Annotated in this window: 21 protein-coding genes and 1 other RNA gene; 7 read left to right on the top strand and 15 right to left on the bottom strand. The window is 57.7% G+C overall.

Annotated elements, in window-relative coordinates:
* Positions 1-224: 224 nt before the first annotated feature.
* Positions 225-1,940 (top strand): arginine--tRNA ligase, encoded by a 1,716-nt coding sequence (argS, locus tag IRT44_RS13200; protein WP_230076801.1) that lies wholly within the window; start codon positions 225-227, stop codon positions 1,938-1,940.
* Between the two features lie 89 nt (positions 1,941-2,029).
* Here the strand turns inward: argS and IRT44_RS13195 are convergent, their stop codons facing one another.
* The 7 genes from IRT44_RS13195 to IRT44_RS13165 all read right to left on the bottom strand — a co-directional run bounded on the left by IRT44_RS13195 (position 2,030) and on the right by IRT44_RS13165 (position 10,023).
* A complete protein-coding gene (locus IRT44_RS13195; protein WP_171566523.1) occupies positions 2,030-2,413 on the bottom strand; it encodes a hypothetical protein in 384 nt (127 codons plus the stop codon).
* A 71-nt stretch (positions 2,414-2,484) separates the two neighbouring features.
* Positions 2,485-3,318, bottom strand: a complete 834-nt coding sequence (locus IRT44_RS13190) for a deoxyribonuclease IV (protein ID WP_230076800.1) — start codon at positions 3,316-3,318, stop codon at positions 2,485-2,487.
* A 554-nt stretch (positions 3,319-3,872) separates the two neighbouring features.
* Positions 3,873-5,429: a solute symporter family protein gene (locus IRT44_RS13185; RefSeq protein ID WP_230076799.1), complete on the bottom strand. Its 1,557-nt coding sequence runs from the start codon at positions 5,427-5,429 to the stop codon at positions 3,873-3,875.
* Between the two features lie 84 nt (positions 5,430-5,513).
* A complete protein-coding gene (locus IRT44_RS13180) occupies positions 5,514-7,040 on the bottom strand; it encodes a solute symporter family protein (RefSeq protein ID WP_171566520.1) in 1,527 nt (508 codons plus the stop codon).
* The gene (locus IRT44_RS13175) at positions 7,037-7,384 is read right to left on the bottom strand and encodes a DUF485 domain-containing protein (RefSeq protein ID WP_171566519.1); all 348 of its coding nucleotides are present in this window, start codon (positions 7,382-7,384) and stop codon (positions 7,037-7,039) included. The genes IRT44_RS13180 and IRT44_RS13175 overlap by 4 nt, the downstream gene beginning before the upstream one ends.
* A 161-nt stretch (positions 7,385-7,545) precedes the next feature.
* Positions 7,546-8,271: a LytR/AlgR family response regulator transcription factor gene (locus IRT44_RS13170; RefSeq protein ID WP_171566518.1), complete on the bottom strand. Its 726-nt coding sequence runs from the start codon at positions 8,269-8,271 to the stop codon at positions 7,546-7,548.
* Complete coding sequence (locus tag IRT44_RS13165; RefSeq protein WP_212132790.1) at positions 8,272-10,023, bottom strand: LytS/YhcK type 5TM receptor domain-containing protein; 1,752 nt, start codon at positions 10,021-10,023, stop codon at positions 8,272-8,274. It lies immediately after the preceding gene.
* A gap of 137 nt (positions 10,024-10,160) precedes the next feature.
* On the opposite strand from IRT44_RS13165, the gene asnB reads away from it, so the two are divergent.
* Complete coding sequence (gene asnB / locus IRT44_RS13160; RefSeq protein ID WP_171566516.1) at positions 10,161-12,008, top strand: asparagine synthase (glutamine-hydrolyzing); 1,848 nt, start codon at positions 10,161-10,163, stop codon at positions 12,006-12,008.
* 23 nt (positions 12,009-12,031) lie between these two features.
* Here the strand turns inward: asnB and IRT44_RS13155 are convergent, their stop codons facing one another.
* Together IRT44_RS13155 and rnpB are read right to left on the bottom strand one after the other, a co-directional pair.
* The gene (locus IRT44_RS13155; protein ID WP_230076798.1) at positions 12,032-12,607 is read right to left on the bottom strand and encodes a DL-endopeptidase inhibitor IseA family protein; all 576 of its coding nucleotides are present in this window, start codon (positions 12,605-12,607) and stop codon (positions 12,032-12,034) included.
* Between the two features lie 292 nt (positions 12,608-12,899).
* Positions 12,900-13,289: RNase P RNA component class B (gene rnpB / locus IRT44_RS13150), an RNA gene on the bottom strand.
* 133 nt (positions 13,290-13,422) lie between these two features.
* Here rnpB and IRT44_RS13145 point away from each other — a divergent pair.
* Together IRT44_RS13145 and IRT44_RS13140 are read left to right on the top strand one after the other, a co-directional pair.
* Positions 13,423-13,731, top strand: coding sequence for a HesB/IscA family protein (locus IRT44_RS13145; RefSeq protein ID WP_212132789.1), 309 nt, complete (start codon positions 13,423-13,425; stop codon positions 13,729-13,731).
* Positions 13,732-13,746: 15 nt separating this feature from the next.
* Positions 13,747-14,277, top strand: a complete 531-nt coding sequence (locus IRT44_RS13140) for a gamma carbonic anhydrase (protein ID WP_171566515.1) — start codon at positions 13,747-13,749, stop codon at positions 14,275-14,277.
* A 113-nt stretch (positions 14,278-14,390) separates the two neighbouring features.
* On the opposite strand, the gene IRT44_RS13135 is transcribed toward IRT44_RS13140, so the two are convergent.
* Complete coding sequence (locus IRT44_RS13135) at positions 14,391-15,071, bottom strand: DUF1385 domain-containing protein (protein WP_230076797.1); 681 nt, start codon at positions 15,069-15,071, stop codon at positions 14,391-14,393.
* A 78-nt stretch (positions 15,072-15,149) separates the two neighbouring features.
* On the opposite strand from IRT44_RS13135, the gene yfkAB reads away from it, so the two are divergent.
* On the top strand, positions 15,150-16,265 hold the full coding sequence (yfkAB, locus tag IRT44_RS13130) for a radical SAM/CxCxxxxC motif protein YfkAB (RefSeq protein WP_171566513.1): 1,116 nt from the start codon (positions 15,150-15,152) through the stop codon (positions 16,263-16,265).
* Between the two features lie 31 nt (positions 16,266-16,296).
* The gene (locus IRT44_RS13125; protein ID WP_171566512.1) at positions 16,297-16,551 is read left to right on the top strand and encodes an alpha/beta-type small acid-soluble spore protein; all 255 of its coding nucleotides are present in this window, start codon (positions 16,297-16,299) and stop codon (positions 16,549-16,551) included.
* Between the two features lie 77 nt (positions 16,552-16,628).
* Here the strand turns inward: IRT44_RS13125 and IRT44_RS13120 are convergent, their stop codons facing one another.
* The 5 genes from IRT44_RS13120 to IRT44_RS13100 all read right to left on the bottom strand — a co-directional run bounded on the left by IRT44_RS13120 (position 16,629) and on the right by IRT44_RS13100 (position 20,706).
* Positions 16,629-17,126 (bottom strand): hypothetical protein, encoded by a 498-nt coding sequence (locus IRT44_RS13120; protein WP_230076796.1) that lies wholly within the window; start codon positions 17,124-17,126, stop codon positions 16,629-16,631.
* Between the two features lie 204 nt (positions 17,127-17,330).
* Positions 17,331-17,519, bottom strand: coding sequence for a hypothetical protein (locus IRT44_RS13115; RefSeq protein ID WP_171566510.1), 189 nt, complete (start codon positions 17,517-17,519; stop codon positions 17,331-17,333).
* A gap of 176 nt (positions 17,520-17,695) precedes the next feature.
* Positions 17,696-18,490 carry a carbon-nitrogen family hydrolase gene (locus IRT44_RS13110; protein WP_171566509.1) on the bottom strand — a complete coding sequence of 265 codons (795 nt, stop codon included), beginning with the start codon at positions 18,488-18,490 and terminating at the stop codon, positions 17,696-17,698.
* Positions 18,491-18,621: 131 nt separating this feature from the next.
* The gene (locus IRT44_RS13105) at positions 18,622-18,906 is read right to left on the bottom strand and encodes a LysM peptidoglycan-binding domain-containing protein (RefSeq protein WP_171566508.1); all 285 of its coding nucleotides are present in this window, start codon (positions 18,904-18,906) and stop codon (positions 18,622-18,624) included.
* 264 nt (positions 18,907-19,170) lie between these two features.
* Complete coding sequence (locus IRT44_RS13100; RefSeq protein WP_171566507.1) at positions 19,171-20,706, bottom strand: fumarate hydratase; 1,536 nt, start codon at positions 20,704-20,706, stop codon at positions 19,171-19,173.
* 286 nt (positions 20,707-20,992) lie between these two features.
* On the opposite strand from IRT44_RS13100, the gene IRT44_RS13095 reads away from it, so the two are divergent.
* The gene (locus tag IRT44_RS13095; RefSeq protein WP_230076795.1) at positions 20,993-22,918 is read left to right on the top strand and encodes an LTA synthase family protein; all 1,926 of its coding nucleotides are present in this window, start codon (positions 20,993-20,995) and stop codon (positions 22,916-22,918) included.
* Positions 22,919-22,921: the final 3 nt, after the last annotated feature.

The raw sequence follows: 22,921 nt of genomic DNA, 5'->3' as shown, positions 1-22,921 counted from the left end.
CGGGGAAGCGCACCTCGGAGACGCGTCCTGAAGGTCCGGACAGCCGGATTGCGTAGGGCACGCCGGGTCTGCCCGTTACCGCAGGCAAAGCGGCTTTCGCCTTTTCCCGTGCGGGAGGCGAGAGCAACAAGAGTGGCACCGCGGGAGTACAACCTCTCGTCTCTTCCCTGATGAGACGCAGAGGTTTTTCTATTTTTTAGATTCCAGACCGAAAGGAGAATTCCATGAGCTATAAGCATCAAGCGGCCAGCATCATTGCCGCAGCACTCACCCGCCTCGGCGCGGACCAATTTACCGCCGAAACCGTATACGACATGCTGGAAACGCCACCCAATCCCAGCATGGGGGATATCGCCTTCCCCTGCTTCCAACTGGCCAAGGCGCTTCGCAAAGCGCCGCCGCTGATCGCCTCCGAACTGGCCGGCGAGGTTAGCGGTACGCCGATCCGCGAAGTCAAGGCGGTCGGTCCGTACCTCAACCTGTTCCTCGATCAGCAAAGCGTCGCCCGCGACGTAATCGGCACGATCCTGACGCAGGGCAGCGCATACGGCAGCCGCGACATCGGTAAAGGGCGCAATGTGCCGATTGACCTCTCCTCTCCCAATATCGCCAAGCCGTTCTCCATGGGCCACCTGCGCTCCACCGTAATCGGCAACGCGATCGCCAACATCTTGGAAAAACACGGCTACCGTCCGATCCGCATCAACCACCTGGGCGACTGGGGGACGCAGTTTGGCAAGCTGATCGTCGCCTACAAGCTGTGGGGTGACGAAGAAAAAGTAAAAGCCGAGCCGATCAAGGAGCTGCTCCAGCTCTACGTCCGCTTCCACGAAGAGGCAGAAAAAGACCCGTCGCTGGAAGATCAGGGACGCGAGTGGTTCAAAAAGCTGGAGGACGGAGACGAGGAAGCGCGCCGCCTCTGGCAGTGGTTCCGCGACGAGTCGCTGAAAGAATTCATGAAAATCTACGACCTCATGGGCGTTCGATTTGACTCGTTCCACGGCGAGGCGTTCTACAACGACAAGATGGACCGCGTCGTCGCCATGCTGGAGGAACAAGGGCTGTTGACCGAATCTGAGGGCGCCCTGGTGGTCAATCTGGACGAGTATGACATGCCGCCGTGCCTGATCAAAAAATCGGACGGTGCCACTCTGTACGCCACCCGCGACCTGGCAGCCGCCCTGTATCGGAATGAGACGTACGACTTTGCCAAGGCCCTCTACGTCGTGGGCAACGAGCAGCGCCTCCACTTCCAGCAGCTGTTCAAAGTGCTGGAAAAGATGGGCTTTGAATGGGCCAAGGAAATGTACCACATCCCGTTTGGCATGATGCTCAAGGACGGCAAGAAAATGTCCACCCGCAAAGGAAAAGTGGTCCTGCTGGAAGAAGTGCTGGCTCAGGCCATCGAAGACGTGCTGAACGTGATCCGGGAGAAAAATCCGTCGCTGGAAAACAAGGAAGAGGTGGCTAGACAGGTTGGGGTTGGTGCGGTCATCTTCCACGACCTGAAAAACTACCGCCTGAACGACATCAATTTCTCCTGGGAGGAAATGCTTACGTTTGAAGGCGAGACCGGTCCGTACGTCCAGTACACGCACGCCCGCGCCTGCTCGCTGCTGCGCAAGGGCGAGTACGTGCCGATCAGCGAGGTGACGCTGCCCGAAGGCGCCCTGGACAGCAAGGAAGCCTGGGCGGTCATCACGCTGCTGAACAGCTTCCCGGAAGTGATCGACCGGGCGCGGGAGCAGTTTGACCCGTCGCAGATCGGCAAATACGTCATCGACCTGGCGCAGGCGTTCAACAAGTTCTACGCCAATGTCCGCATCCTGGCGGAAGAAGCAGACGTCAAGACGACCCGTCTGCAATTGGTCGCCGCCGTGGTGACAGTGTTGAAAGAGGGGCTGCGCCTGCTCGGAATCGCCGCGCCGGAAGAGATGTAATCGCCTGTTGACGAAAATACACCCGTCAAAAAAGCCGACGTTCCTGTTGTGACAGGACGTCGGCTTTTCTTTTCAATGGTGAACAGGTGCTACTTTTTCCCAAACCACGTCTTGCCGAGCAGTTCCACCACCTGCTTGGACAGGGAGCGCGGCGGCTCTGTTTCGGCGCCGGACGCGTCGACGAGACGGTACAACAGCGCCTTGTCGTCTGCCGGGTCCGACTTGGTCTCCAGCGTCAGTGCGCCAATCGTCCCCGCTTTCGTCCATTCCTCGATCATGATCTGATACTCGCCGGGAGCCAGTTCGATGTAGTCCCCGTCGGGCAGGTCGATCACGGCATAGCCGTCATGCTCGATTTCCGCATCGTATGTATGTCCGTTTGCCGCCTCATACAAGGCCAGCTCTTCCGGATTGTTCAGGTTTTCCCGGAGCGGAGCAAAATCCTCGATGGTAACCTTGACTCTTCGTTTCACACAGACTCCTCCTCGCTGACAGCGCACTGTACGGTTTACTCTCACACTCTACCATACGACCGGTCAGCCTGTCACGGCCCGGCCAGCTGTCGCACCAGGGCAATTTCCTCCCGGTGGTCCCCGCCGGGCGGACGGGGCGTTTCCAGCACGACCGGAATTCCCCGCAGTTCTGGTGTCCGCAGCAGCGAGACGAACGCTTCCCTGCCGATCGCACCACGCCCGATCGGCGCGTGCCTGTCGCGAAAGGAGACGGCCGGATACACCGAATCGTTGAGGTGAACAGCGGCCAGCGCGTCCAGATACCCGAGATTCCGCATGCGGTCGGCCACCTGCTCCCAGTCGTCTCCCGTCCACAGCCCGCTGGCAAAGGCGTGGCACGTGTCGAAGCAGAAGCCCACCTTTTCCGGATGATTCAGCAGCTGCCGCACCTGGGTCAGTTCTTCCAGCGTTGTCCCCATGCGGCTGCCCTGGCCCGCGTTGTTTTCGATCAGCAGCTTCGCCGCACCGCTCCAGCCGTCCAGAATGTCGTTTACCATCCGGATCATCAAACGGTACCCTTCCAGCACATCCGCCCCCTTGTATTGGCCGAAGTGGACGACCACCCCGATGGAACCGCATGATTCGGCGATTTCCAGGTCGTTTCGCAGTGAATCAGCAATCGCTTCATACAATGCGCCCGGCGCTGCGGCAAGATTGACAGGATAGGACGTGTGGGCGATGGAGACGATCCCCTGCTCTCGGCAAAAGGCGCGGCATGCCTCTGCATCCTTCGGGTCGAACGCTTTGAGCGTCAGACTGCGCGGGTTTTTGGGAAAGTATTGGAACGCGTCGGCTCCCAGCGCCAAAGCCGTCTTTGCTGCGGCCAGATACCCGCCGCGAATGCTGACGTGACACCCGACGTACACGCAACTCCCTCCCTGTGGCATGTGGTATCCAGGATCCTTTTCCGCGATTCACAGGCCGGATTGGAGACACTGCTCCGAAAGCGTCCCGCTGCGATTGGCCAGAACCTCCCGTTCGGAAGCCTGTCCGCAACAGTTTATCCCAATTGCAGGAAAATATTTGGAGGGAAAAATTGGCTAATGGTGAACTGGTATACTTTGATGTCTGATGATCACTGGGAGTAATGTGTTATGGTTGGCAGGAAAGTCCTGAAAATCCTAAAAGAGGTCATATTGTTTCCGATAGAGCTGATGACTGGTTTGGTTACGGCAATTCGAAGTTTAATGAAGAAACCGAAAGTAACCACTCTTGTGATTCTGGTTTGTTTGTTGATTACGCTTATGGCAGGTTGGGTAATCTTCAATCTTCCAGGCACTTGAGTGAGCACTTCAGAACAAATATTGAGAAACCACCCCTCAAGTCGAATACGTTGAGGGGTGGTTTTGTTGTTGAATATGAAGGACAACTTCCGTTGTGCGTGAAAGCGGCCCGTCCTGATACGCCGACTGCGGCCGCTCTATGCGTTTGGCGTGCGCCTGTACCGGTCGGCGGGCGGGCGGATGCCGGTATACGCCTGCACCAGCACCCGATCGTACCGCTCCGACGCCCCCGGCGACGGTCGGCTCAACCAAGTGCCCAGCATCGCGCCGAGGAACCCGAGCGGAATCGAGACCAGGCCCGGATTGGCCAGGGGAAACAGCGGTTTGGCCAGAATCATGCCGTGCTCGGGATGCATTACCGACGGGCCGAGACTGACGAGCAGGAGCGAAGCCACAACACCGGTGATGACTCCGGCGATCGCTCCCTGCACCGTAAACCGCCTCCAGTACAAGGTAAACAGGATCATCGGCAGGTTGGCCGAAGCCGCCACAGCAAAAGTGAGCGCCACGAGAATCGCCACGTTCATCTTCTCCGCACCGATCGCCAGCCAGATGGAGACGAAGCCGACAGCGACGGACGACGCCTTGGCGACCAGCACCTGCTCCCGTTCGGAAGCCTGCCCGCTGCGGACGATGTGGCTGTAGACGTCGTGGGCGAACGCGGAAGACGCGGCGAGCACCAATCCGGTCACGACTGCCAGTATCGTGGCGAAGGCGACGGCCGAGATGTAGGCCATCAGGAATTCGCCCCCCAGCGCATCAGCCAGCAGCGTCACCGTCAGATTTCCCCCAAACCCGGCCTGATTCAGGGTCTGCCAGCCGATAAACGCGCACGCGCCGAATCCCAGCAGAATGGTCATCAGGTAAAACGCCCCCATGATCCAGGTGGCCGTGATGATCGACTTGCGCGTGGTGACTGCGTCCTTCACCGTAAACAGGCGGGCGATGATGTGCGGCAGGCCGGCCGTGCCCAGGATCAGCGCCAGATGCAGCGAAAGGATGTCCAGCGGCTTGACGTACTGGTTGCCCGGATAGAGGTACCGCTCCCCGAACGGAGTAGCCGTGCTGACGTAATCAAACAGCGCTGCCAGGCTCCAGTCAAAGCGGGCCAGCACGATCATGGAAACGATGCAGGTCCCCGTCAGGAGCAGAATGGCCTTGATAATCTGCACCCAGGAGGTGGCCTCCATCCCGCCAAAGACGACGTAGATCGTCATCAGGCTGCCCACCACCATCACCGCGGTCTTGTACTCGATGTCAAACAGGTGGTGGATCAGCGCTCCCGCCCCCACCAGTTGAGCGATCATGTAAAAAATCGTGATCAGCAGTGTCGTGCAGGCGATCACCCCGCGCAGCCCTTTGCTGTCAAAGCGAACGGCGATCGCGTCGGCCAGGGTGTATCGCCCCAGGTTGTGCAGCGGTTCCGCGATCAAAGACAGCATCACCAGATAGGAGACGAAAAATCCGATCGCGTAGAGAAAGCCGTCAAATCCGTACAGGGCGATTGTACCCGCAATGCCGAGGAAAGACGCAGCGCTCATGTAGTCTCCCGCGATGGCTACGCCGTTCTGCAAACCGGTCAGACGGTTGCCCGCAGCGTAGAACTCACGCGGGTTGACCGCCCGCCTGGCTGCCGAATACGTGATGAACAGCGTGCCGATAATGACGCTGCAAAAGAAAATCACCGCAGACATGCCAGCCTCCACTTCCGCCTGAATGGCAAAGAAGCCGGGGCGTACACCCCAGCATCTCCAGTTTCCTGTATACTTATCCGCGGGCTATGCCGTTTCCTTCATGCCCGTATTGGCCTTGACCAGAATTTCTTCAAATTTGGCGTCGTCCCGCGAGGAGGAAAAGTACGTGCCGATCCATGCGGCCAAAAAGCCCAGCGGGATGGAGACGATGCCCGGATTGCTGAGCGGGAAGAGCGCTTCGCCGACGAGAATCGCCTTGCCCGGCTCCGGATGCCAGACGTTCGGGCTGAGGGCGACCAGGATCAGGGAGCTGAACAGCCCCACCAGCATGCCGGTCACCGCTCCCGTCGTGTTAAAGCGGCGCCAGTAAATGGTGAAGATGATCACCGGCAGGTTGGCGCTGGCTGCCACCGCAAACGCGAGCGCCACGAGAAAGGCGACGTTCAGCTTTTGCGCGAACAAGGCAAGCAGGATGGAGATGACAGCCACGCCGACCGACGCCCACTTGGCCGCCAACATCTGCTCGCGCTCCGACGCTTTGCCCTGCCGGATCACGTGGCTGTAAAAATCGTGCGCAAAGGCGGACGCAGCCGACAGGACCAGCCCCGCCACCACAGCCAGGATCGTGGCGAAGGCGACGGCGGAGACAAACGCGAACAGGAAGTTCCCCCCGAGGTACTGCGCCAGCAGCGGAGCGCCCATGTTGCCCGCCGGGTCCATGTTGTCCTGCCCGACGAACGCAGCCGCACCAAAGCCCAGGAAAATGGTCATGACGTAGAAAATGCCGATGATCCAGGTGGCGTACACTACGGACTTGCGCGCGGTCGGCGCATCCTTCACGGTAAAGAAGCGAATCAGGATGTGCGGCAGGCCGGCCGTGCCCAGCACCAGCGCCAGGTTGAGCGAGATCGTGTCCAGCCCGTCCTTGAACTTGTTGCCGGGATGGAGAAACTTCTCGCCCAACGGCGTTGCCGTCTGCATGTGTTCAAACATGGCCGTAAAGCTGAAGCCAAATTTGGCAAACACCATCAGTGAGATGATGAACGTGCCGGCCATCAACAGCACCGCCTTGACGATCTGCACCCAGGAAGTGGCGGTCATCCCGCCGAAGACCACGTACACCGTCATCAAGGCGCCGACGATCAGCACGGACGTGGTGTATTCCAGCCCGAGCAAAAGTTTGATCAGCGCGCCGGCCCCCACCAACTGCGCGATCATGTAAAAAATGGAGATGGCGACGGAGTTGAGCGCGGCAACGCCGCGAATCTGCTTGTTGTTGAAGCGCGCCGCAATCATGTCCGCCATCGTGTACTTGCCCAGATTTCGCAGCGGTTCGGCCACCAGGTACAGCACGACCAGGTACGCGACGAGAAACCCGATGCTGTAGAAAAAGCCGTCGAAGCCGGACAGCGCGATCATCCCGGCGATGCCGAGGAACGAAGCTGCCGACATGTAGTCGCCGGCGATCGCCAGGCCGTTCTGCCATCCGGTCAGGCCGCCCCCGGCGGTGTAAAATTCGCTGGTCGTATTGGTTCGCTTGGAAGCGTAGTAGGTGATGATGAGCGTCAAGATGACAATGGCCAGAAACAGCAAAAACGCGGTTACGTTCATACCTGTTTCCCTCCCGTCTCCTGTTTGATCTGTTCCACCATCCGGTCAAACTCTTCCGAACGCTTGGTGTAGATGATACAGAGCGTCCAGGTCATGATGAACTGGGCAAAAGCAAATACCCATGCCCAGGTGATCACCCCGATAGCGGGACGGTTCAGGACTTCAAAGTAAGAGGTCATGATTGGGAGGGTGAAATAGAACACGAAGAAAAAAATGGAATAAGGCAGAATGAAAGCTTTTTTTCGCCTCAGCAGTTCCTTGAAGGCGGCGGAACGGCTTACGGCCGTGTAGTCAATCGACTGCGGCTTCGACTTTCCTTGGACCGCCGGGCTCGTATTTCCCATTGGAACTCCCCCTCTTGCAAATGTGGCGCCTACTGGATTGTAAGCGCTTCCTTTAGTTTTTTACAGTTTACAAAAAAATATCAATATTGCGTATATTTTTGCGTATCTTGCACAATCTCGTGCGCCACATGCACAAAACGAGGAATCAGCGCAGGCAACCTTTACCCTTCCAAGCGTTTCAGCAGGTCTTTTGCCGCCGTGCGGGAGACGGGTACGCGCACTTTTTTCGGTCCTTTCAATATCAGGTTGTACGCCCCGTTGAACCATGGCTCCAGCTCGCTGACGTACTGCAGGTTGACCAGGTAGCTCTTGTGCGTGCGGAAAAAGGAATGGGCTTGCAGCTTTTCCTCCAACTGCTGCAAGGTCATCCGGGTGGTGTACACCTCTGTCTCCGTGCAGATGCGCACTACCCGATCGTCCCGAACGGCGTACATGATCGCGGCCGGATCGATCACCACCAGCCGGCTGCTCTCTTCCACAATCAGCTTGGAGACTTTTCCCGCCTGCGGCCCGGATGTCTCCGCGAGCCGCTTGCGCACGCGCTGCAGTGTTTCCCGCAGACGTTGGGGTTCCGTCGGCTTCAGCAGGTAATCGACGGCATTCAGCTTGAACGCTTCCACCGCGTAGTCCTCGTGGGCGGTCGAAAAGACCAGCAGCGGGCGATCCTTGCGCGCCGCCAGCATGCGGGCTGCCTGATCCCCCTCCAGTTCCGGCATTTTGATGTCCAGAAACACCACGTCCGGGTCGTGCTCTTCCACCAGGCGCAACAGTTCCCTGCCATTGGAGGCACAGGGCAGGAGTTCTACGTCGCTTTCCTGCTGAAGCAGGTAGGTCAGCTCTTCCCGAGCCAGGTGTTCGTCTTCGGCTATCATGACACGAATGACCATCTAGGCATCCTCTCCTCCTCTGTGAGGTATGAAAAAGGTGATCCGGCTGCCCCCCTCCGGTTTGTTGGCAAAACGCAGACGGGCTGATTGGCCGAGCAGGCTGACCAGCCGCTGGTTGACGTTGTAGACGCCGATCCCGTTTCCGTCGCGGCTCTCCAGCGGCATCTCGCCCAGCTTGTCCAGGATGTCCGCGGGGATGCCCGCACCGTTGTCCTCGATGACCACGGCCACCCGTCGTCCGTCCTGCTTTACACGCACCTCGATCTCCCCGCCGCTGGTCTTGCCCCGCAGGCCGTGGTGAATGCTGTTCTCCACGAGCGTTTGCAGCGTTCCCGGCGGGATCAGCGCTTCTTCGACTCCGTCGTCCGCCTCACAGCGGACGACAAACTGTTCCGCAAAGCGAATGTTGATGATCTCCAGATATGCGTTCAAGTGATTCAGTTCCTGTCCGACGGTGACCAGCGGGCTCGCCGTCAGCTTCAGGTTGAGGCGCATGAACACGCCGAGCTGGATCGTCATGTGCCGCGCCAGATCGGGATTGATCCGAATCAGGGTGACGATGGAATTGAGTGTGTTGAACAGAAAATGCGGCTGAATTTGCGCCTGCAGCATCCTTAGCTCCGCATCCTTCATCAGCCCTTTCATTTTCTCAGCCAGGGTCAGCGTCAGCTGATTGGACAGCAGGTTGCCCAGTCCTTTGGCCAGTGCTTCCTGCACCTTGCCGATCTGTTGGGGACGGCGAAAATACAGCTTGATCAATCCGACCACGCTGTCCCCTTCCCGGATCGGCACCACCACTGCCGCTTGCAGCGGACAGTGCTTTTGCCCACAGGAGACGCTCTCACGGGTAAGTCCCGTCTCGATACCGCCGCTGAACATCGCCCGCCGGTCCAGATCGCTTCCGATCGGCTCGCCGGGCAGGTGGTGATCCGCTCCGGCACCGACGTGGGCGAGCAGGCGCTCCCGGTCGGTGACCGCCACAGCAGCCGCCTTCGTCTCCCGCAGCAGCAGCTGGGCGGCGGCTTGAGACGTCTGCGGCGTCAGGCCCTGCTTGAGATGCGGCAGAATCCGCTCGGCAATGGTAAAGGCCCGTTCCGCTTCCGTCGCGGCGGAGCGCTCCTCCTCTTTCAGGGCGACGTGAATCATCGTGGTAAAGATGGCGATGGAGATGCTGTTGGTCAACACCATGGGAATGCCGATCAGATTGACGACAGTCCGAACCAGCTCGGGAGGATGTGCGAAAATCAGCAGCAGCGACATTTGGATGATGGGGGCGAACATGCCGATAAACAGCGCTTTGGCGGGAGAGATTACCCGCTCCTGGGAAAAAAAGCGCGCCACGTAACCGGCAAAGAGACCGGTGATCGGCACGGATAGTCCCGCCGGCCAGGCGGCAAATCCACCCAGGCTGTAGAGATGAGCTCCGGCGATCAAACCCGCTCCCAGTCCCACCAATGGCCCGCCCAACAGCCCGCCGATCACCACGCCTACCAGGGTGGAGTTGGCGATCGCTTCATCGGACTGCAGGGAAAAGATCCAGAAAGCGGGGTGGTACACCTCCTCCCGCACCACCACGCCCGCATAGGTGCCGGCCATTCCGAACAGGCCAAACAACAGCGAATACGCAATCGACGTCCCGAGGTGAACGTCCCGGTCCAGCAGCTGGCGAAACAGCGGGATGCGCGTCAGAATAAAGGCGAGCGTAAGCAATATCCCCATCCGCTCAATCAACAACAGCGTCAACTGTTCCACTGCGCCATCCCTCCGCAACTCTCTCCATCTGTTAACAATTCCGCTTTCGCTTTTGCTTTCCCTGCTGGACAGACAACTTGGCTGGGCGCCCTGCATAGGCTGGATGTGCAACGCTTCATGCGGAAGGGTGACCGATTATGTGCGGAATTGCTGGATGGGTTGACTGGGAAAAAGACCTTTCCCGGGAGAGAGCCACGATTGAAACCATGACACAGACGCTGACCAGCCGGGGACCTGACGACGAGGGATACTGGCTGTCGCCGCGGGTCGCATTTGGACACCGACGGCTGTGCGTCGTCGACCCTGCGGGCGGCCGTCAACCGATGACGCGCTACCGGGGCGGACACGCCTATACCTTGATATACAACGGAGAGCTGTACAACACGGACGATCTTCGCCAGATTCTAGTGGAAAAGGGCCATACGTTCCACTCTCACTCGGACACGGAAGTGCTGCTCGCTTCCTACATCGAATGGGGCAGCGAGTGTGTCCACAGGTTGAACGGCATCTTTGCCTTTGCGGTCTGGAACGAACGGGAGCAAACCCTGTTTCTTGCCCGCGACCGTCTGGGGGTAAAGCCGCTCTTTTACGCCAGACGGGGCAGTTCGTTTCTGTTTGGGTCAGAGCTGAAGGCGCTGTTGGCCCATCCGGATGTAGAGCCGGTCTTGTCCCGGGAAGGGATCGCGGAAATTTTTGCTCTCGGTCCGGCCCGGACACCTGGACACGGCGTTTTTCACGACGTCTTTGAACTACGCCCCGGCTGCCACCTGACGGTCACCCGCGAGCGCTTCACCATCAAGCGGTACTGGCAAGTGGAAAGCCGCCCCCACACCGACGACGCGGACCGAACCGTCCAAACCGTACGGACGCTCTTGATCGATTCAATTCAGCGGCAGCTGGTCGCGGACGTCCCGGTCGCCACGCTGCTCTCCGGCGGGCTGGACTCCAGCGCCATCACCGCGATCGCGGCCGAGACCTTCCGGCGCGACGGACGGGGCCCGCTCCACACCTATTCCATCGACTATGTGGACAACGACCGCCACTTCCAGGCAAACGCCTTTCAGCCCAATGCCGACGCCCCGTACGTGCAGAAGGTTTCCCGCTTCTTTGGGACCATTCACCACGCCATCGAGATTGACACGCCCGAACTGGTGGATGCCCTGCGCACCGCCGCGTACGCTCGCGACTTGCCCGGCATGGCTGACGTTGACGCGTCTCTTTACCTGTTTTGCCGCGAGATCAAAAAGGAAACGACGGTGGTCCTCTCCGGGGAGTGCGCAGACGAAATCTTTGGCGGCTACCCCTGGTTCCACCGCGAGGATCTGCTCCACTCCCGCACGTTCCCTTGGTCACAGGCCATCGAACAGCGGGCCGCCTGGCTTTCGCCCGATCTGCGGGAGTGGGTGAAACCGGTGGAATACGCAGCGCAGCGGTATGAGGAGACGCTTGACGAGGTGCCGCATCTGCCCGGCGAAAGTCCGCTGGAAGCACGCCGCCGGGAAATGTTTTACTTAAACCTCACCTGGTTTATGAACACGCTGCTGGATCGCAAGGACCGAATGAGCATGGCGGCCAGCCTGGAAGCACGTGTGCCGTTTTGTGACCACCGGCTGGTGGAATACGTCTGGAACATCCCCTGGTCGCTAAAAATGTGGGGCGGCCGCGAAAAGGGCATTCTGCGCAAGGCACTGGAGGGCATCGTGCCGGACGACGTCCTGTACCGCAAAAAAAGCCCCTACCCGAAAACGCATAATCCTGCGTACACGGAAGCGACCCGCACCTGGCTTCTGGAGATTCTAAACGATCCCTCCTCTCCCCTGCATCAGCTGATCGACACGGCAGCGATCAGACGCCTGGCCATGACAGATGCGAAAGCGACGGACGTCCCGTTTTTCGGCCAGTTGATGAGCACGCCCCAACTGTTTGCCTACCTGGCACAGATGGATGTGTGGTTGCGGGCGTATCACGTCACGATCCGTTCCTGACGAAAAAAGCTCCTCGACCCCACTTACGGGGTCTTGAGGAGCTTTCTTTTTTTCCTGACGGCGTTCCGCTTCGCGGCCGGTTGGGCGGTCGGCTTTGCGGCGGGAATGATGAACGGTTCGGCAGCTGCCGCTGGCTTCGCCGAACAGGAACGGTATCGGATATCAAACTGTCGGGCTGTGCGTTTGGCAATGGAAAAGGGACTGGACGGCCCTGTGCGAACAAAGCGGTAATCAATGCAAACGCGGGTGGCGCCTCCGGTGAGCACGGCCCGGACCACTTTTTGATTGGGGCGATTTCGCACGATGCGCAGCGATTGGACCATGGTGGGGAACAACGGCACGTCCCCTGCCGGCACGCACAGTTTACCTTTGACGAGGCGCAGGTTCAGATTGCACACCATCACCCGTGTCAGTCGCTTCCCCCAATATCGACGAAAATACCGGGCTATTTTGCGTCGAGTGTTAAACCGATCCGGCAAGGGGGTGTAGTCGACGCCGTTGACCGTGTAGATGACCTTGCGACGCGGAGAAGACATCACCCTGCTCCAGACCTGTTCCGCCTGTTCGATCATGTTTCGGAAAAAGCGTTCGTGATCCAAGAAATCACCTCCTCCTAAAACCTATGGAAGAGGGCTTGTGCTAGTACGCCCGATTGACCGCCTGTTTTTCCGGCGTGAGCCGTCACGACAGGCTGTTCGCTTGCTTCGTTCGGGTGCCTGAAAGGCGGGAGTATGTATTGACGATATGCTCGAAGGAGTTGGCAAACATTCGGATTTGGGGAGCGAGTTGAAGGTTTCTTTGAGGACATCCCTCGCTTGCGTCGGGAGAAGCAGGCAATAAAAAAACCGTCTGGTGACCAGACGGTTTTGCGTACGTCGTGATAGCAAGGAATGCTGTAAGCCAGGTTCTGTGTCTCCCGTGCTGCAAGCGGGGCTTTTTCCCCTCGCACCAAGAGCGGTAGTCATCTATCTATGGCAGCTTACAGCCGCCATCCGTCCCTCCGTTCATTTCCTTCGGGACGGTTCCCCTACCAAATTTGGGTTTCTCGCTCGCAGGGTTTACCGCGTTCCATCTCCCCTGTCGCCAGGGAAGCTCCGTTTCTGTGGCACTTTCAGCGTACTCGGGTCTCAGGGAGAACCCTTTCCGCGCCGTCAGCGAAGCCGAAGCCTCACTGCCCTGGTTTGCACCAGGTACGAACACTCCAGGCATCTCAGCCTGGGCGAGCCTGGACTTTCCTCTACCGCCGACCGAGAACGGCCGCGGCAGCGACTACCCACATTCCTTGCTATACCGAATCAGTACCATATAATTTAGCACATGGCAGATGTTCAGTCAACGAGAATCATCTGGCAAGCATGGCAAATTGTTAACAGGACCCGCCTGTAGTACAATGAGGGACAAAGGAGGGCTGAGCGTGATCACCATTACTCCGGCCGCTGCCGCCCGTCTGTCCGCGTTGATCGCACAAGAGCAGGACGCCGACCGTCTGGGCATCAAAATCATTGCAACCACATCGGGCTGCGGCAGTTTAGCGTACAGCATTGCCATCACGGAGGCGAGCCGCATGGACAAATCGATCGACGTGAGTGGCATACGTCTGTTTTACCGCGAAGAAGAAAAAGACATGCTGAACGGAATTATTGTGGACTTTGATCCAATGACCGGCCGATTTTCTCTCGCCCATCCCCGTCCGCCGCAGACCGGCTGCCCGTTATCTCACTGACAGGAGGGATTTTTCATGCTGCTGCTTCCATTTGAAAATAGCGTTCCCCGGATTCACGAATCCGCATTCATCGCCCGCGGGGTCGTCATCTCCGGCGATGTGACCATCGGCGAAGACACCTCGATCTGGTACAACACCGTCATCCGCGGCGATATCGCGCCCACCGTCATTGGCCGCAGGGTGAGCGTCCAGGACAACAGCACCTTGCATCAAAGCCCCGGCAAGCCGCTCATCCTGGAAGACGAAGTGACAGTCGGCCACAACGTTGTGCTGCACAGCTGCATCGTTCGCCGCGGGGCCCTCATCGGCATGGGCGCGATCGTCATGGACGGCGCGGAAGTGGGCGAAGAAGCGATGGTGGCCGCCGGTGCGCTGGTTCCGCCGGGGATGAAGGTGCCGCCCCGCTGCCTGGTGGTGGGCTCTCCCGCCAAGGTAAAGCGGGAACTGACAGAAGACGACTTCCGCGAGATGCGCCGCATTCGCCAGTCCTATGTGGACAAGGGGAAAATCTACCGGAAGCTGGAGGAACAGCCGCTCAGCCGGTAAGCGTGCATGAAAAAAGCCGCGTCTTGGCGGCTTTTTTTATTGCGCTCAAGCCTTTTGCCCCTCGTCGTTCGCAGTAAAAAGCACGCATGTCGTGAACACGTCTTTGCCGCAAGTCACGCCGCCCGCTGCAGTTCCTTGCTGCGGATATGCTCAAACAGGCGATACGAACGAATGGCTGTCTCCAGGTGCAGACGTGCCGGTTCTTTTGTGGTCACATGCCGTTGAAAAAAGGCAGACAAACGGTAGATCACCCGGCAGTACCTGCGCAGATGGCGGTCACCGATCACGCCGGCCAGCAGGAACGCGACACCCGCCGCCACGCACCACGGCAGCGGCGCAAACGGCAGCGTCAGCAAAAACCCGGCGAAGAACCACACCACCAGATTGGTGGAGCAGCCGGCATTGACAATGTCGGCCCTGGCGATCTCACGCCAGGACTCCAACCGCTTTTCCCCGTGATAGCTGAAGACCTTGTGCTCTGCACCGTGAAATTTTTTCAGCTCCCGCGGAAAGATGAAGTGCAATCCCGCCACATACACGGCAGCCCACCACGGATCGACCACGGCCAGACGCGGAAAGGCGACCGCCGTGATCACATAGAGGACGAGCGCCAGATGCAGCAGCTGATACGGCCAGGGGAAGGAAAAACAAATGCGCAGCCATATTTTTCCGATGGTCCGAAAGGTGATTTTTTCCGCCCAGAGGTGAATGACACCGTCTTTCACTTCTGCGCAGGCCAGCACGTTCCGATCGTGAAATATGACACCGCGTCCAAAAGACATGCCCATTATCATGTTATTCGCTATTCTCCTTCCGCTCCCTAGTCGGTATAATTATATGAATGTACGTGTGTAATTGAAGGAGGTCTCACCATGATCCGCATGGTTCCAACCACACCACTGACTCCGCGGCACGACCCATGGGAGCCGCTTTTTAACGCGACGCCGCCTGCTTACAAGCTGACCAGCGTCGAATTGACGGTGACCAATCTGTGCAATCTCCGCTGCGAGCATTGTGCCGTCGGCGATACATTGCGATTCAAGGACGATCCCGCTCTGCCTGTCGACCTGATTCTGCGTCGGCTGGACGAAGCGGAAGACCTGCTTACACTCAGTATAACAGGCGGGGAACCGATGTACAGCGAACGGACCGTGCGAGAGGTGATTCTGCCGATCCTGCGCTACGCGGCGGACCGCGGCCTGCGCACACAGATCAACTCCAACATGACCCTGCCGTTCTCTCGGTACGAACAAATCCTGTCTTACATAGACGTGATGCACATCTCCTGGAACTGGTCTACGCCCGAAGAGTTCCTTGAGATTGTCTACGCAAAAAGCGGGCGAACGGTTTCACTCAAACAAGCAGAACAGCAATTTGCCCAAATCGGGGAAAATGCGCGAAAACTGGCGGAAGCCGGCGTGTTTGTCTCTGCGGAGACGATGCTCAACACGCGGACGTGGAAAAAAATGGACACCTTGCATCGGCAGATTCAGGAGATGGGCTGCCGCCGTCACGAAGTCCATCCGATGTACGCCAGCGACTTTGCCCGCGATCTGCAGGTGCTGACGCTGGATGAACTGCGCACCGCGATCCATTCGCTCCTGGACGTGCGCAACGAAGAGGTGTGGATGCTGTTCGGCACGCTTCCCTTCTTCGCCTGCAGCCCGCTGGAAGAGGACCGGGAGCTGATCCTCCGGCTGCGGGAAGCGAAAAACGTCACCGTGCGCAACGACCCCGACGGCCGGAACCGCTTGAACATCAACATTTTCACCGGCGACGTCATCGTTACCGACTTCGGGGACGTAGCGCCGCTCGGCAACATTCAAAACGACCGGCTCCAGACGATGTTTCAGCGTTGGCAAGAGCATCCGCTCAACCAGACGATCAACTGTCACTGCCCGGCGGTCAACTGCGCCGGCCCCAATCTGCTGGTTGCCAACACCTACTACGCCGATACCAACTTCAAGCAGCGTAAAGCGCTGGTCTAAACGGGCAGACTAGGGACAGAGGTGATGATCGATGAGCAGGCGCAGACGTCCCCTCGTCCCGCAGGCACAGCACGGGCTGGACCGGCTGAAAGCCAAGGCGGCCGGGGTGAACGACCCTGAGCAGGCCAAGTATGAAGTGGCAAAAGAGCTGAACATTCCCCTGACGAGCGGCTACAACGGCCACCTCACCGCCCACAGCGCCGGCCGAATCGGCGGTCAACTGGGCGGCAGCATGGTCAAGGAACTGGTGCGGTTGGCCTTGGAGCGGATGAAATCTCATCCGTGACCCTAATCCGCACAGCCAGGGACATACGCATAATGAACAAGGACGGGCGCTCCCCGTCCTTTTCGTGTACAGACCGTTTATTTCATTGTTTGAAAACTCCCTCCAAGATACTCCCCGGTTTCCGCATCATACATGCCAGTGGCCAAGCAGTTTTTGATCAGGCCGAAACGAGGATGTTCCAGCCCATTTGGATAATAGACCTGAACAGCCAAGACTACGCGATCTTTGGCGATTTCGGTGGAAACGGCGTCATCTCCCGTAAGTTTCACAAATTGCTCGTACGTCATGTACTCGGTCAGCTTCACTTCCGCGTTATGTTCTTCCAGGTATTTATCGTCAAGAACACCGCTTTTGGTGGCTTTGAAGGACTGGCTATGCACGGCCAATTTGTCAGCGTTCCCTTTTAGAATGGGTTCAGGATTTTTGTCGAGCGGCTTACTGTCGGCTTTTACCTCCGCGTACGCTTTCGGAGTGACTGCGTCCTCGTTTCCGTCGCCTTGAAATGCGAACGCATAAGCACCGACCGATCCAACCAAAACGAACGCGAGAGACAGCGAAAGTATCTTCCTGTTCATTTTGTTCATCTCCTTCCCACAGCTTTAAGACGTCAGGAAATTCCTATTCGTTCCAGTTCATTTTCGGATGTTCCCCTTACGCCGCCGTGTTGCCCGCTGTCATTGGTTGTTTTCACTGCCGTTCCGTTTACAAGTGAAAAAGAAGTGAAAAAGGAACCGCTTGACGTCCATCGCGGTTCCCCTGTGATTTTTGTATGGTGCGCTTTAGCGCAGACGATCAAATTGTTTGGCCCTCGGCTTGCGCGGCCCGAACATAGAGCGGCTGATGTCGTTTACCCTGTGGAAGGAATCGAACATCTGGTCGAGCACTTCCACCAGTTCGCGAATCTGCACCACTTTGCCGTAGACACCGTCAAAATGGTGGCGAATCGTTTTGCTGTTCAGTCGTAACATGACCGCACCTCCTTCGGTTCCTCTCTTATCACCCTATGCCGCATGGGCCTGAAAGGAAATGTGGAGGCAGCAGCCGCTATCGCCCATTTTTGGCGGCAGGTGTGCCGATCAAGTGCCAGCTGTTTGAAATGCGCGTCACTTCCTGGCCGCTCGCAGCCCGTGCCCAACAAGGCTGGTTACAGCTCGTACAGTTCAGTACGCCGATCGGCAAACACGGGAATCCGTCCCCGCACCTCGTCCACCAGCGCGAGGTCCAGCTCGGCGAACACAATCTCCTCCTGCTGCATCCCTTCCGCGATCACTTCCCCCCACGGATTCACCACCATCGAATGGCCGCAGAACGTGTTGCCGCCACCCTCGCCGACGCGGTTGCAGGCGACGACGTACATCTGGTTTTCGATCGCGCGCGCAATCAGCAGTTGGCGCCAGTGATCAAGCCGGGGGTGAGGCCACTGCGCGGGCACGCACATGACTTTGGCCCCTTTGAGCGCGTGGACGCGCAGCCACTCCGGAAAACGGATGTCGTAACAGATGACAGAACCCGCCGTCTGTCCGTCCAGTATGTACAATCCAGGCTTCTCTCCCGCCGCCAGGTACTTTTCTTCGTCCATCAGGCGAAACAGATGAGCTTTGGAATAGGAACCCGCCAGATTTCCTTCCCGGTCAAACACAAACGTGGTGTTGTAGACGCGCCCGTCGCGGCGTTCGGCAACGGAACCGCCGATGACGTGGGCCTTCAGTTGCACGGCAACTTCCCGCAGCAGCGTTTTTGCGCGCTCGCCATTGTCATCTGCGATTTCGTCCAGGCGGGTCAGATCGTACCCCGTATCCCACAGTTCAGGCAAAACTACCAGATCCGGCTGCTGCTTGGCCTCCGCCAATTGGTTTACCAACCTGCGCACCGTTGCCGCATTCAGGTCAGGCCGGCCGAACGCGATATCCATCTGCAGCAAGGCAACATTCCACTTCATGTTTCTCCCCCCTATTAATATTGTCTTTATCGTAGCTTTCCGCTATCGGGAGTTCAAGTGTAATCTCGCTCGGCGCATGCGGCCGGTGCAAAAAAATCCCGAGGAAATTCCTCGGGAGACGAACGGGTCGTTTACGAGCGAGGGCGCGGGCGGCCTTCCAGACGGGTGACGCGCACTTCCAGGCGTTCCACACGGCGGTCCAGTTCGCGCACCTGTGCCTCCAGGCGGCGCAGGCGGCGGTCTACGTCATCACGCGGCGGTGTCGGCGATTCGCGGATTGGAATAAAAAGCGTCTGGCCAATGTAGATAAAGAATGGAGGCTGAAGGTTGTTGGCGCGGATCAGATCCTGCACCGACACTCCAAAGCGGGCAGCGATTGAATTTAGCGTGTCGCCGGGGCGGACTACATAATTCACGCATGACCATCTCCTTTTGGGATAGTAATTCGTTAATAACCTATTCCTGCCTGCGAAGCGAGGAGATAAACCAATACCCAATTTCAGCAGATTGGTCAAACACCCATGAAATTCGCCGTGACAGGCTCTGCCCATTCGATGTCGGCAAATGCCAGCGGTGAGGCAACGGATGAAGGTTGCTTCTTCAGAACGCCCCTTGGTTGCGGATGAAAAAAACCTTTGGCCCCCGCAGCAGGTGACCAAAGGTTTTTGACCGTATATCCGTTACGATTTGAAGACTGGCTCGGCAAACTGCGCCAGCTTTTCCTTCGAGCTTTTTTCCACGTCGGCATGCAGGCTGTTGCCGTGTGCGTCCATCGTGACGATGGCGGCAAAGCCCTTGACGCGCAGGTGCCACATCGCTTCCGGAATGCCGAATTCCATAAAGTCGACGCCTTCCACTTCTTCAATACAATCGGCATAGTACTGAGCCGCACCGCCAATCGCATTGAGGTAGACGGCACCGTGTTCCTGCAGTGCCTTCAGCGTTTTGGCTCCCATGCCGCCTTTTCCGATGACGGCGCGGATGCCGAATTTCTTGATAATGTCGCCTTGGTACGGCTCTTCGCGAATCGACGTGGTCGGACCGGCAGCCTTTACGTGCCACTTGCCCGCCTCGTCTTTCAGCATCACCGGACCGCAGTGGTAGATGATGCCGCCGTTCAGGTCGACCGGACAGTCGTGATCCATCAGATACTTGTGCAGGGCGTCGCGTCCCGTGTGCATCAGACCGTTGATGATGACCACGTCGCCCACTTTCAGGCTGCGGATCTGCTCTTCCGTGATCGGCGCCTCCAGCACCACTTCGCGGCGTTCGCCGGCTGGCTGCTCGATGCTGGTCGGCGTCATGTCCATGGAGACCGCTTCATCCTTGTACAGATAGCGGATGATCTCGCCCGTTTCTGCGTTGAGACGCACACCCTGACGGCGGAACGCCCAGCAGTTGTATGCAACGGAGACGAAGAAGCTGGCCGGCAGGCGGTTTTCTACGCCGATTTTGCAGCCGAGGAGCGTGGAATTGCCGCCGAAGCCCATCGTCCCGATCCCCAGTTGGTTGGCCGCTTCCATGATGTAATTCTCCAGCTCAGCCAGGGTCGGGTTTGGATTGACATCGTCAACGCGGCGGAACAATTGATGCTTGGCCAGCGCGTAACCGGACGTCCGGTCGCCGCCGATGCCGACGCCGATGAAGCCGGCACTGCATCCCTGTCCTTGGGCCTGGTAGACGGCGTGCAGGATGCACTTGCGAATGCCATCCAAGTCGCGGCCGGCCTTGCCAAGCCCCTCCAGTTCACAGGGGAGCGAGTACTGGATGTTCTTGTTTTCGCAGCCGCCTCCCTTGAGGATCAACTTGACTTCGATCTCGTCTTCTTCCCATTGTTCAAAGTGAATGACCGGCGTACCCGGACCCAGGTTGTTTCCGCTGTTTTCACCGGTGAGGGAGTCCACGGAATTGGGACGCAGTTTCCCGGTTTTGGTCGCTTCGGCAATCGCTTCGTGAATCGCTTTTTTGATCACCAGTTGATTGACGCCGACCGGTGTTTTGATTTCAAAGGTAGGCATGCCGGTATCTTGGCAGATCGGCGAGACGTTTTCCTCCGCCATTGTGATGTTTTGCGCAATGGTGGACAAAGACAGAGCGGCACGAGTGCCCATATCTTCTTTCGCTTTCGCAGCGTTGATCGCGCGGCGCACATCCGGTGGCAGGTTGGTGGACGTCTCCGTAATCAGTTCCAGAATGCTTTGTTTTAGCTTTTCCATCTATGTCGCCCCTTTTTGACCAAGTGGTGTGTGCGAGGTAGCGTAAGCCGCCTACTATTATATCACACCCGCCCCCCTCTGTCCGTAGATTGTATGCACTTACATGGAGGAATGGAAAAAGCAAGCATCATCTTTGACTTGTGAACCGGTGCAAACGGGATTATCATGTCAAGAGGGGCAGATCGACATAAAAAGAGTTCTCGCTAAGAAACAGGAAAATCAGCGCATTGGAAGAATATGTTAATACGAAGGACAAGGTTTGTTCATAGAGTAGAGAGGTAGGGTCATGAAAGAAAAACAGCTTGTACGAAACATCACCTACTTGCTTCAGGCGAAGATCGACTTCATCCTGCTCGTCGCCATCTTTGCCTGGAAAGTGCCGTTGTTTTACCGCATCGTCAACATGAATCTGGACATCATCGTGTACGCCATCTCCCTGTTGGCCGTGGCAACCCTGTTGATCTGTCGCAACGCGCTTCCGTTTGCCTTCCGATTCGCGTATGTGATGCTGGTCGACCTGGTGTTGAGCACGCTGATGTTTATCGATTCCATTTACCTCAGCTACTTCCACGACGTCACGTCGGTCAGCCTGCTGCGCCAGATCGGGCAGGTGAGCGAACTTGGCGGCAGCATCTGGACGCTTGTGGACGGAAGATATGCCTTCTATTTTGCCGACATTCCGCTGCTGATACTCTTGTACTATACCAAGATGAAGCAGATGCTGTCTGCACATCGCGGACCGGTCTGGAAGACGGCAAGCCGGATATTTGCGATGGTGATCGTGTTTCTGCTGGTGATTGGTTCCACGATCAACATCGAGCGGACACTGGCAAAGGTGCCTTCCCTGCTGGACTCCCGCTATTCCAACAAGGCGGTCTTAAAGGAATTGGGCATCTACCACTATCACCTGTTTGACGTCTATCAATACGTGAACCGCGCCCTAAAGAACCGAAAGGCCACACCGGAAGAGATCAACGACGTGAAGAACTGGTTTGCCGCTGAAAACGTCAAATGGCAGACCGGTCCCCTATTCGGAAAGGCCAACGGGCAAAACCTGATCGTCATCCAGGAAGAATCGCTGCAGGCGTTTGTCGTGAATCTGAAGATCAACGGTCAGGAGGTAACGCCCAATCTGAACAAGCTGATTCGCGAAGGCGTTTACTATTCCAACTACTACGACCAGACGTACCACGGCCGCACGTCCGACGGCGAATTTACCTCGCTGGTGTCGCTCTACCCGTCTTCGGTGCCCGGCAGCATCTACTTTAACTTTGCCGAAAACGAGTTTGATTCGCTGCCCAAGACGCTCAAGCAAGCGGGGTACACCACCTTTTCGGCGCACGCCTATGCCGGCTCCTATTGGAATCGCGCGGTGATGCATCGCAATCTCGGTTTTGAACAGTCCATGTTTATGGAGAGTCTGGAAAAAGGCGAAAAGGTCGGCTGGGGCTTGTCAGACGGGGACTTTTTCAAGCAGATGGGCGAAAAGCTGAAGGAACTGCCGCAGCCTTTCTTCGCCTTCCTGGTCTCGCTGTCCAACCACCATCCGTACAACGAAGTGCCGGCTGCCTACAAAACGCTGCAGTTGGGCGAGCTGGAAGGAACGATGATGGGAGATTACCTGCATTCCGTGCACTATGCGGATCAGGCGCTCGGCGAATTTATTGAATCGCTGAAAAAAAGCGGACTGTACGACTCCTCCGTGCTGGCTGTGTACGGCGATCACGACGCCGGTCTGCCCAACGAGGAATTGGCGCGCATCGGCATTCAGCCGCAGTACGGCCAACAGTACGACAAAGTGCCCCTGGTAATTCACAGCTCTGCCCTGGGCAAGAAAAACGGGACCGTCGACGAACAGGTTGCCGGCCATCTGGATTTGACTCCTTCGCTCCTGTACCTGTTGGGCATACCTCAGGAAGGCCATTACTTCATGGGACAGCGGCTCTTCGATGTCCCCTCCGGCAACAACAAGCTGGTGGTCTTCCGGGACGGCTCCTACGTGACGCAGAACCATGTGTTCGTGGTTCAGAATGGCATGTTGGAGGAGGGGCGGTTTCTTGACAGAATCAGCGGCAAACCGGTCGACAGAGAAATGCCTCAACAAGATACGCTGGCGGCACAAACCCGGCTGCGCATCTCCGATTTGATCCTGGAGAGCAACTTGATTCCTTCCTTACAAGCAAAACAAGAACAGCAAAGCAACGACGATTGACTG

Source organism: Brevibacillus sedimenti (genome assembly GCF_020923495.1).
Taxonomy (GTDB): Bacteria; Bacillota; Bacilli; order Brevibacillales; family Brevibacillaceae; genus Brevibacillus; species Brevibacillus aydinogluensis.
The sequence above is the reverse complement of the archived record's forward strand: the minus strand, read 5'-3'. Positions and strand labels throughout refer to the sequence as shown.

Excerpts from the sequence above, each read along its gene's own strand:
- IRT44_RS13115 (WP_171566510.1), bottom strand. The coding sequence starts at position 17,519 with ATGTTACGACTGAACAGCAAAACGATTCGCCACCATTTTGACGGTGTC.
- IRT44_RS13170 (WP_171566518.1), bottom strand. The coding sequence starts at position 8,271 with ATGGTCATTCGTGTCATGATAGCCGAAGACGAACACCTGGCTCGGGAA.
- asnB (WP_171566516.1), top strand. The coding sequence starts at position 10,161 with ATGTGCGGAATTGCTGGATGGGTTGACTGGGAAAAAGACCTTTCCCGG.
- IRT44_RS13125 (WP_171566512.1), top strand. The coding sequence starts at position 16,297 with ATGAGCAGGCGCAGACGTCCCCTCGTCCCGCAGGCACAGCACGGGCTG.
- IRT44_RS13120 (WP_230076796.1), bottom strand. The coding sequence starts at position 17,126 with ATGAACAGGAAGATACTTTCGCTGTCTCTCGCGTTCGTTTTGGTTGGA.
- IRT44_RS13180 (WP_171566520.1), bottom strand. The coding sequence starts at position 7,040 with ATGAACGTAACCGCGTTTTTGCTGTTTCTGGCCATTGTCATCTTGACG.
- IRT44_RS13110 (WP_171566509.1), bottom strand. The coding sequence starts at position 18,490 with ATGAAGTGGAATGTTGCCTTGCTGCAGATGGATATCGCGTTCGGCCGG.
- yfkAB (WP_171566513.1), top strand. The coding sequence starts at position 15,150 with ATGATCCGCATGGTTCCAACCACACCACTGACTCCGCGGCACGACCCA.
- IRT44_RS13100 (WP_171566507.1), bottom strand. The coding sequence starts at position 20,706 with ATGGAAAAGCTAAAACAAAGCATTCTGGAACTGATTACGGAGACGTCC.
- IRT44_RS13135 (WP_230076797.1), bottom strand. The coding sequence starts at position 15,071 with ATGATAATGGGCATGTCTTTTGGACGCGGTGTCATATTTCACGATCGG.
- argS (WP_230076801.1), top strand. The coding sequence starts at position 225 with ATGAGCTATAAGCATCAAGCGGCCAGCATCATTGCCGCAGCACTCACC.
- IRT44_RS13095 (WP_230076795.1), top strand. The coding sequence starts at position 20,993 with ATGAAAGAAAAACAGCTTGTACGAAACATCACCTACTTGCTTCAGGCG.
- IRT44_RS13140 (WP_171566515.1), top strand. The coding sequence starts at position 13,747 with ATGCTGCTGCTTCCATTTGAAAATAGCGTTCCCCGGATTCACGAATCC.
- IRT44_RS13185 (WP_230076799.1), bottom strand. The coding sequence starts at position 5,429 with ATGTCTGCGGTGATTTTCTTTTGCAGCGTCATTATCGGCACGCTGTTC.
- IRT44_RS13175 (WP_171566519.1), bottom strand. The coding sequence starts at position 7,384 with ATGGGAAATACGAGCCCGGCGGTCCAAGGAAAGTCGAAGCCGCAGTCG.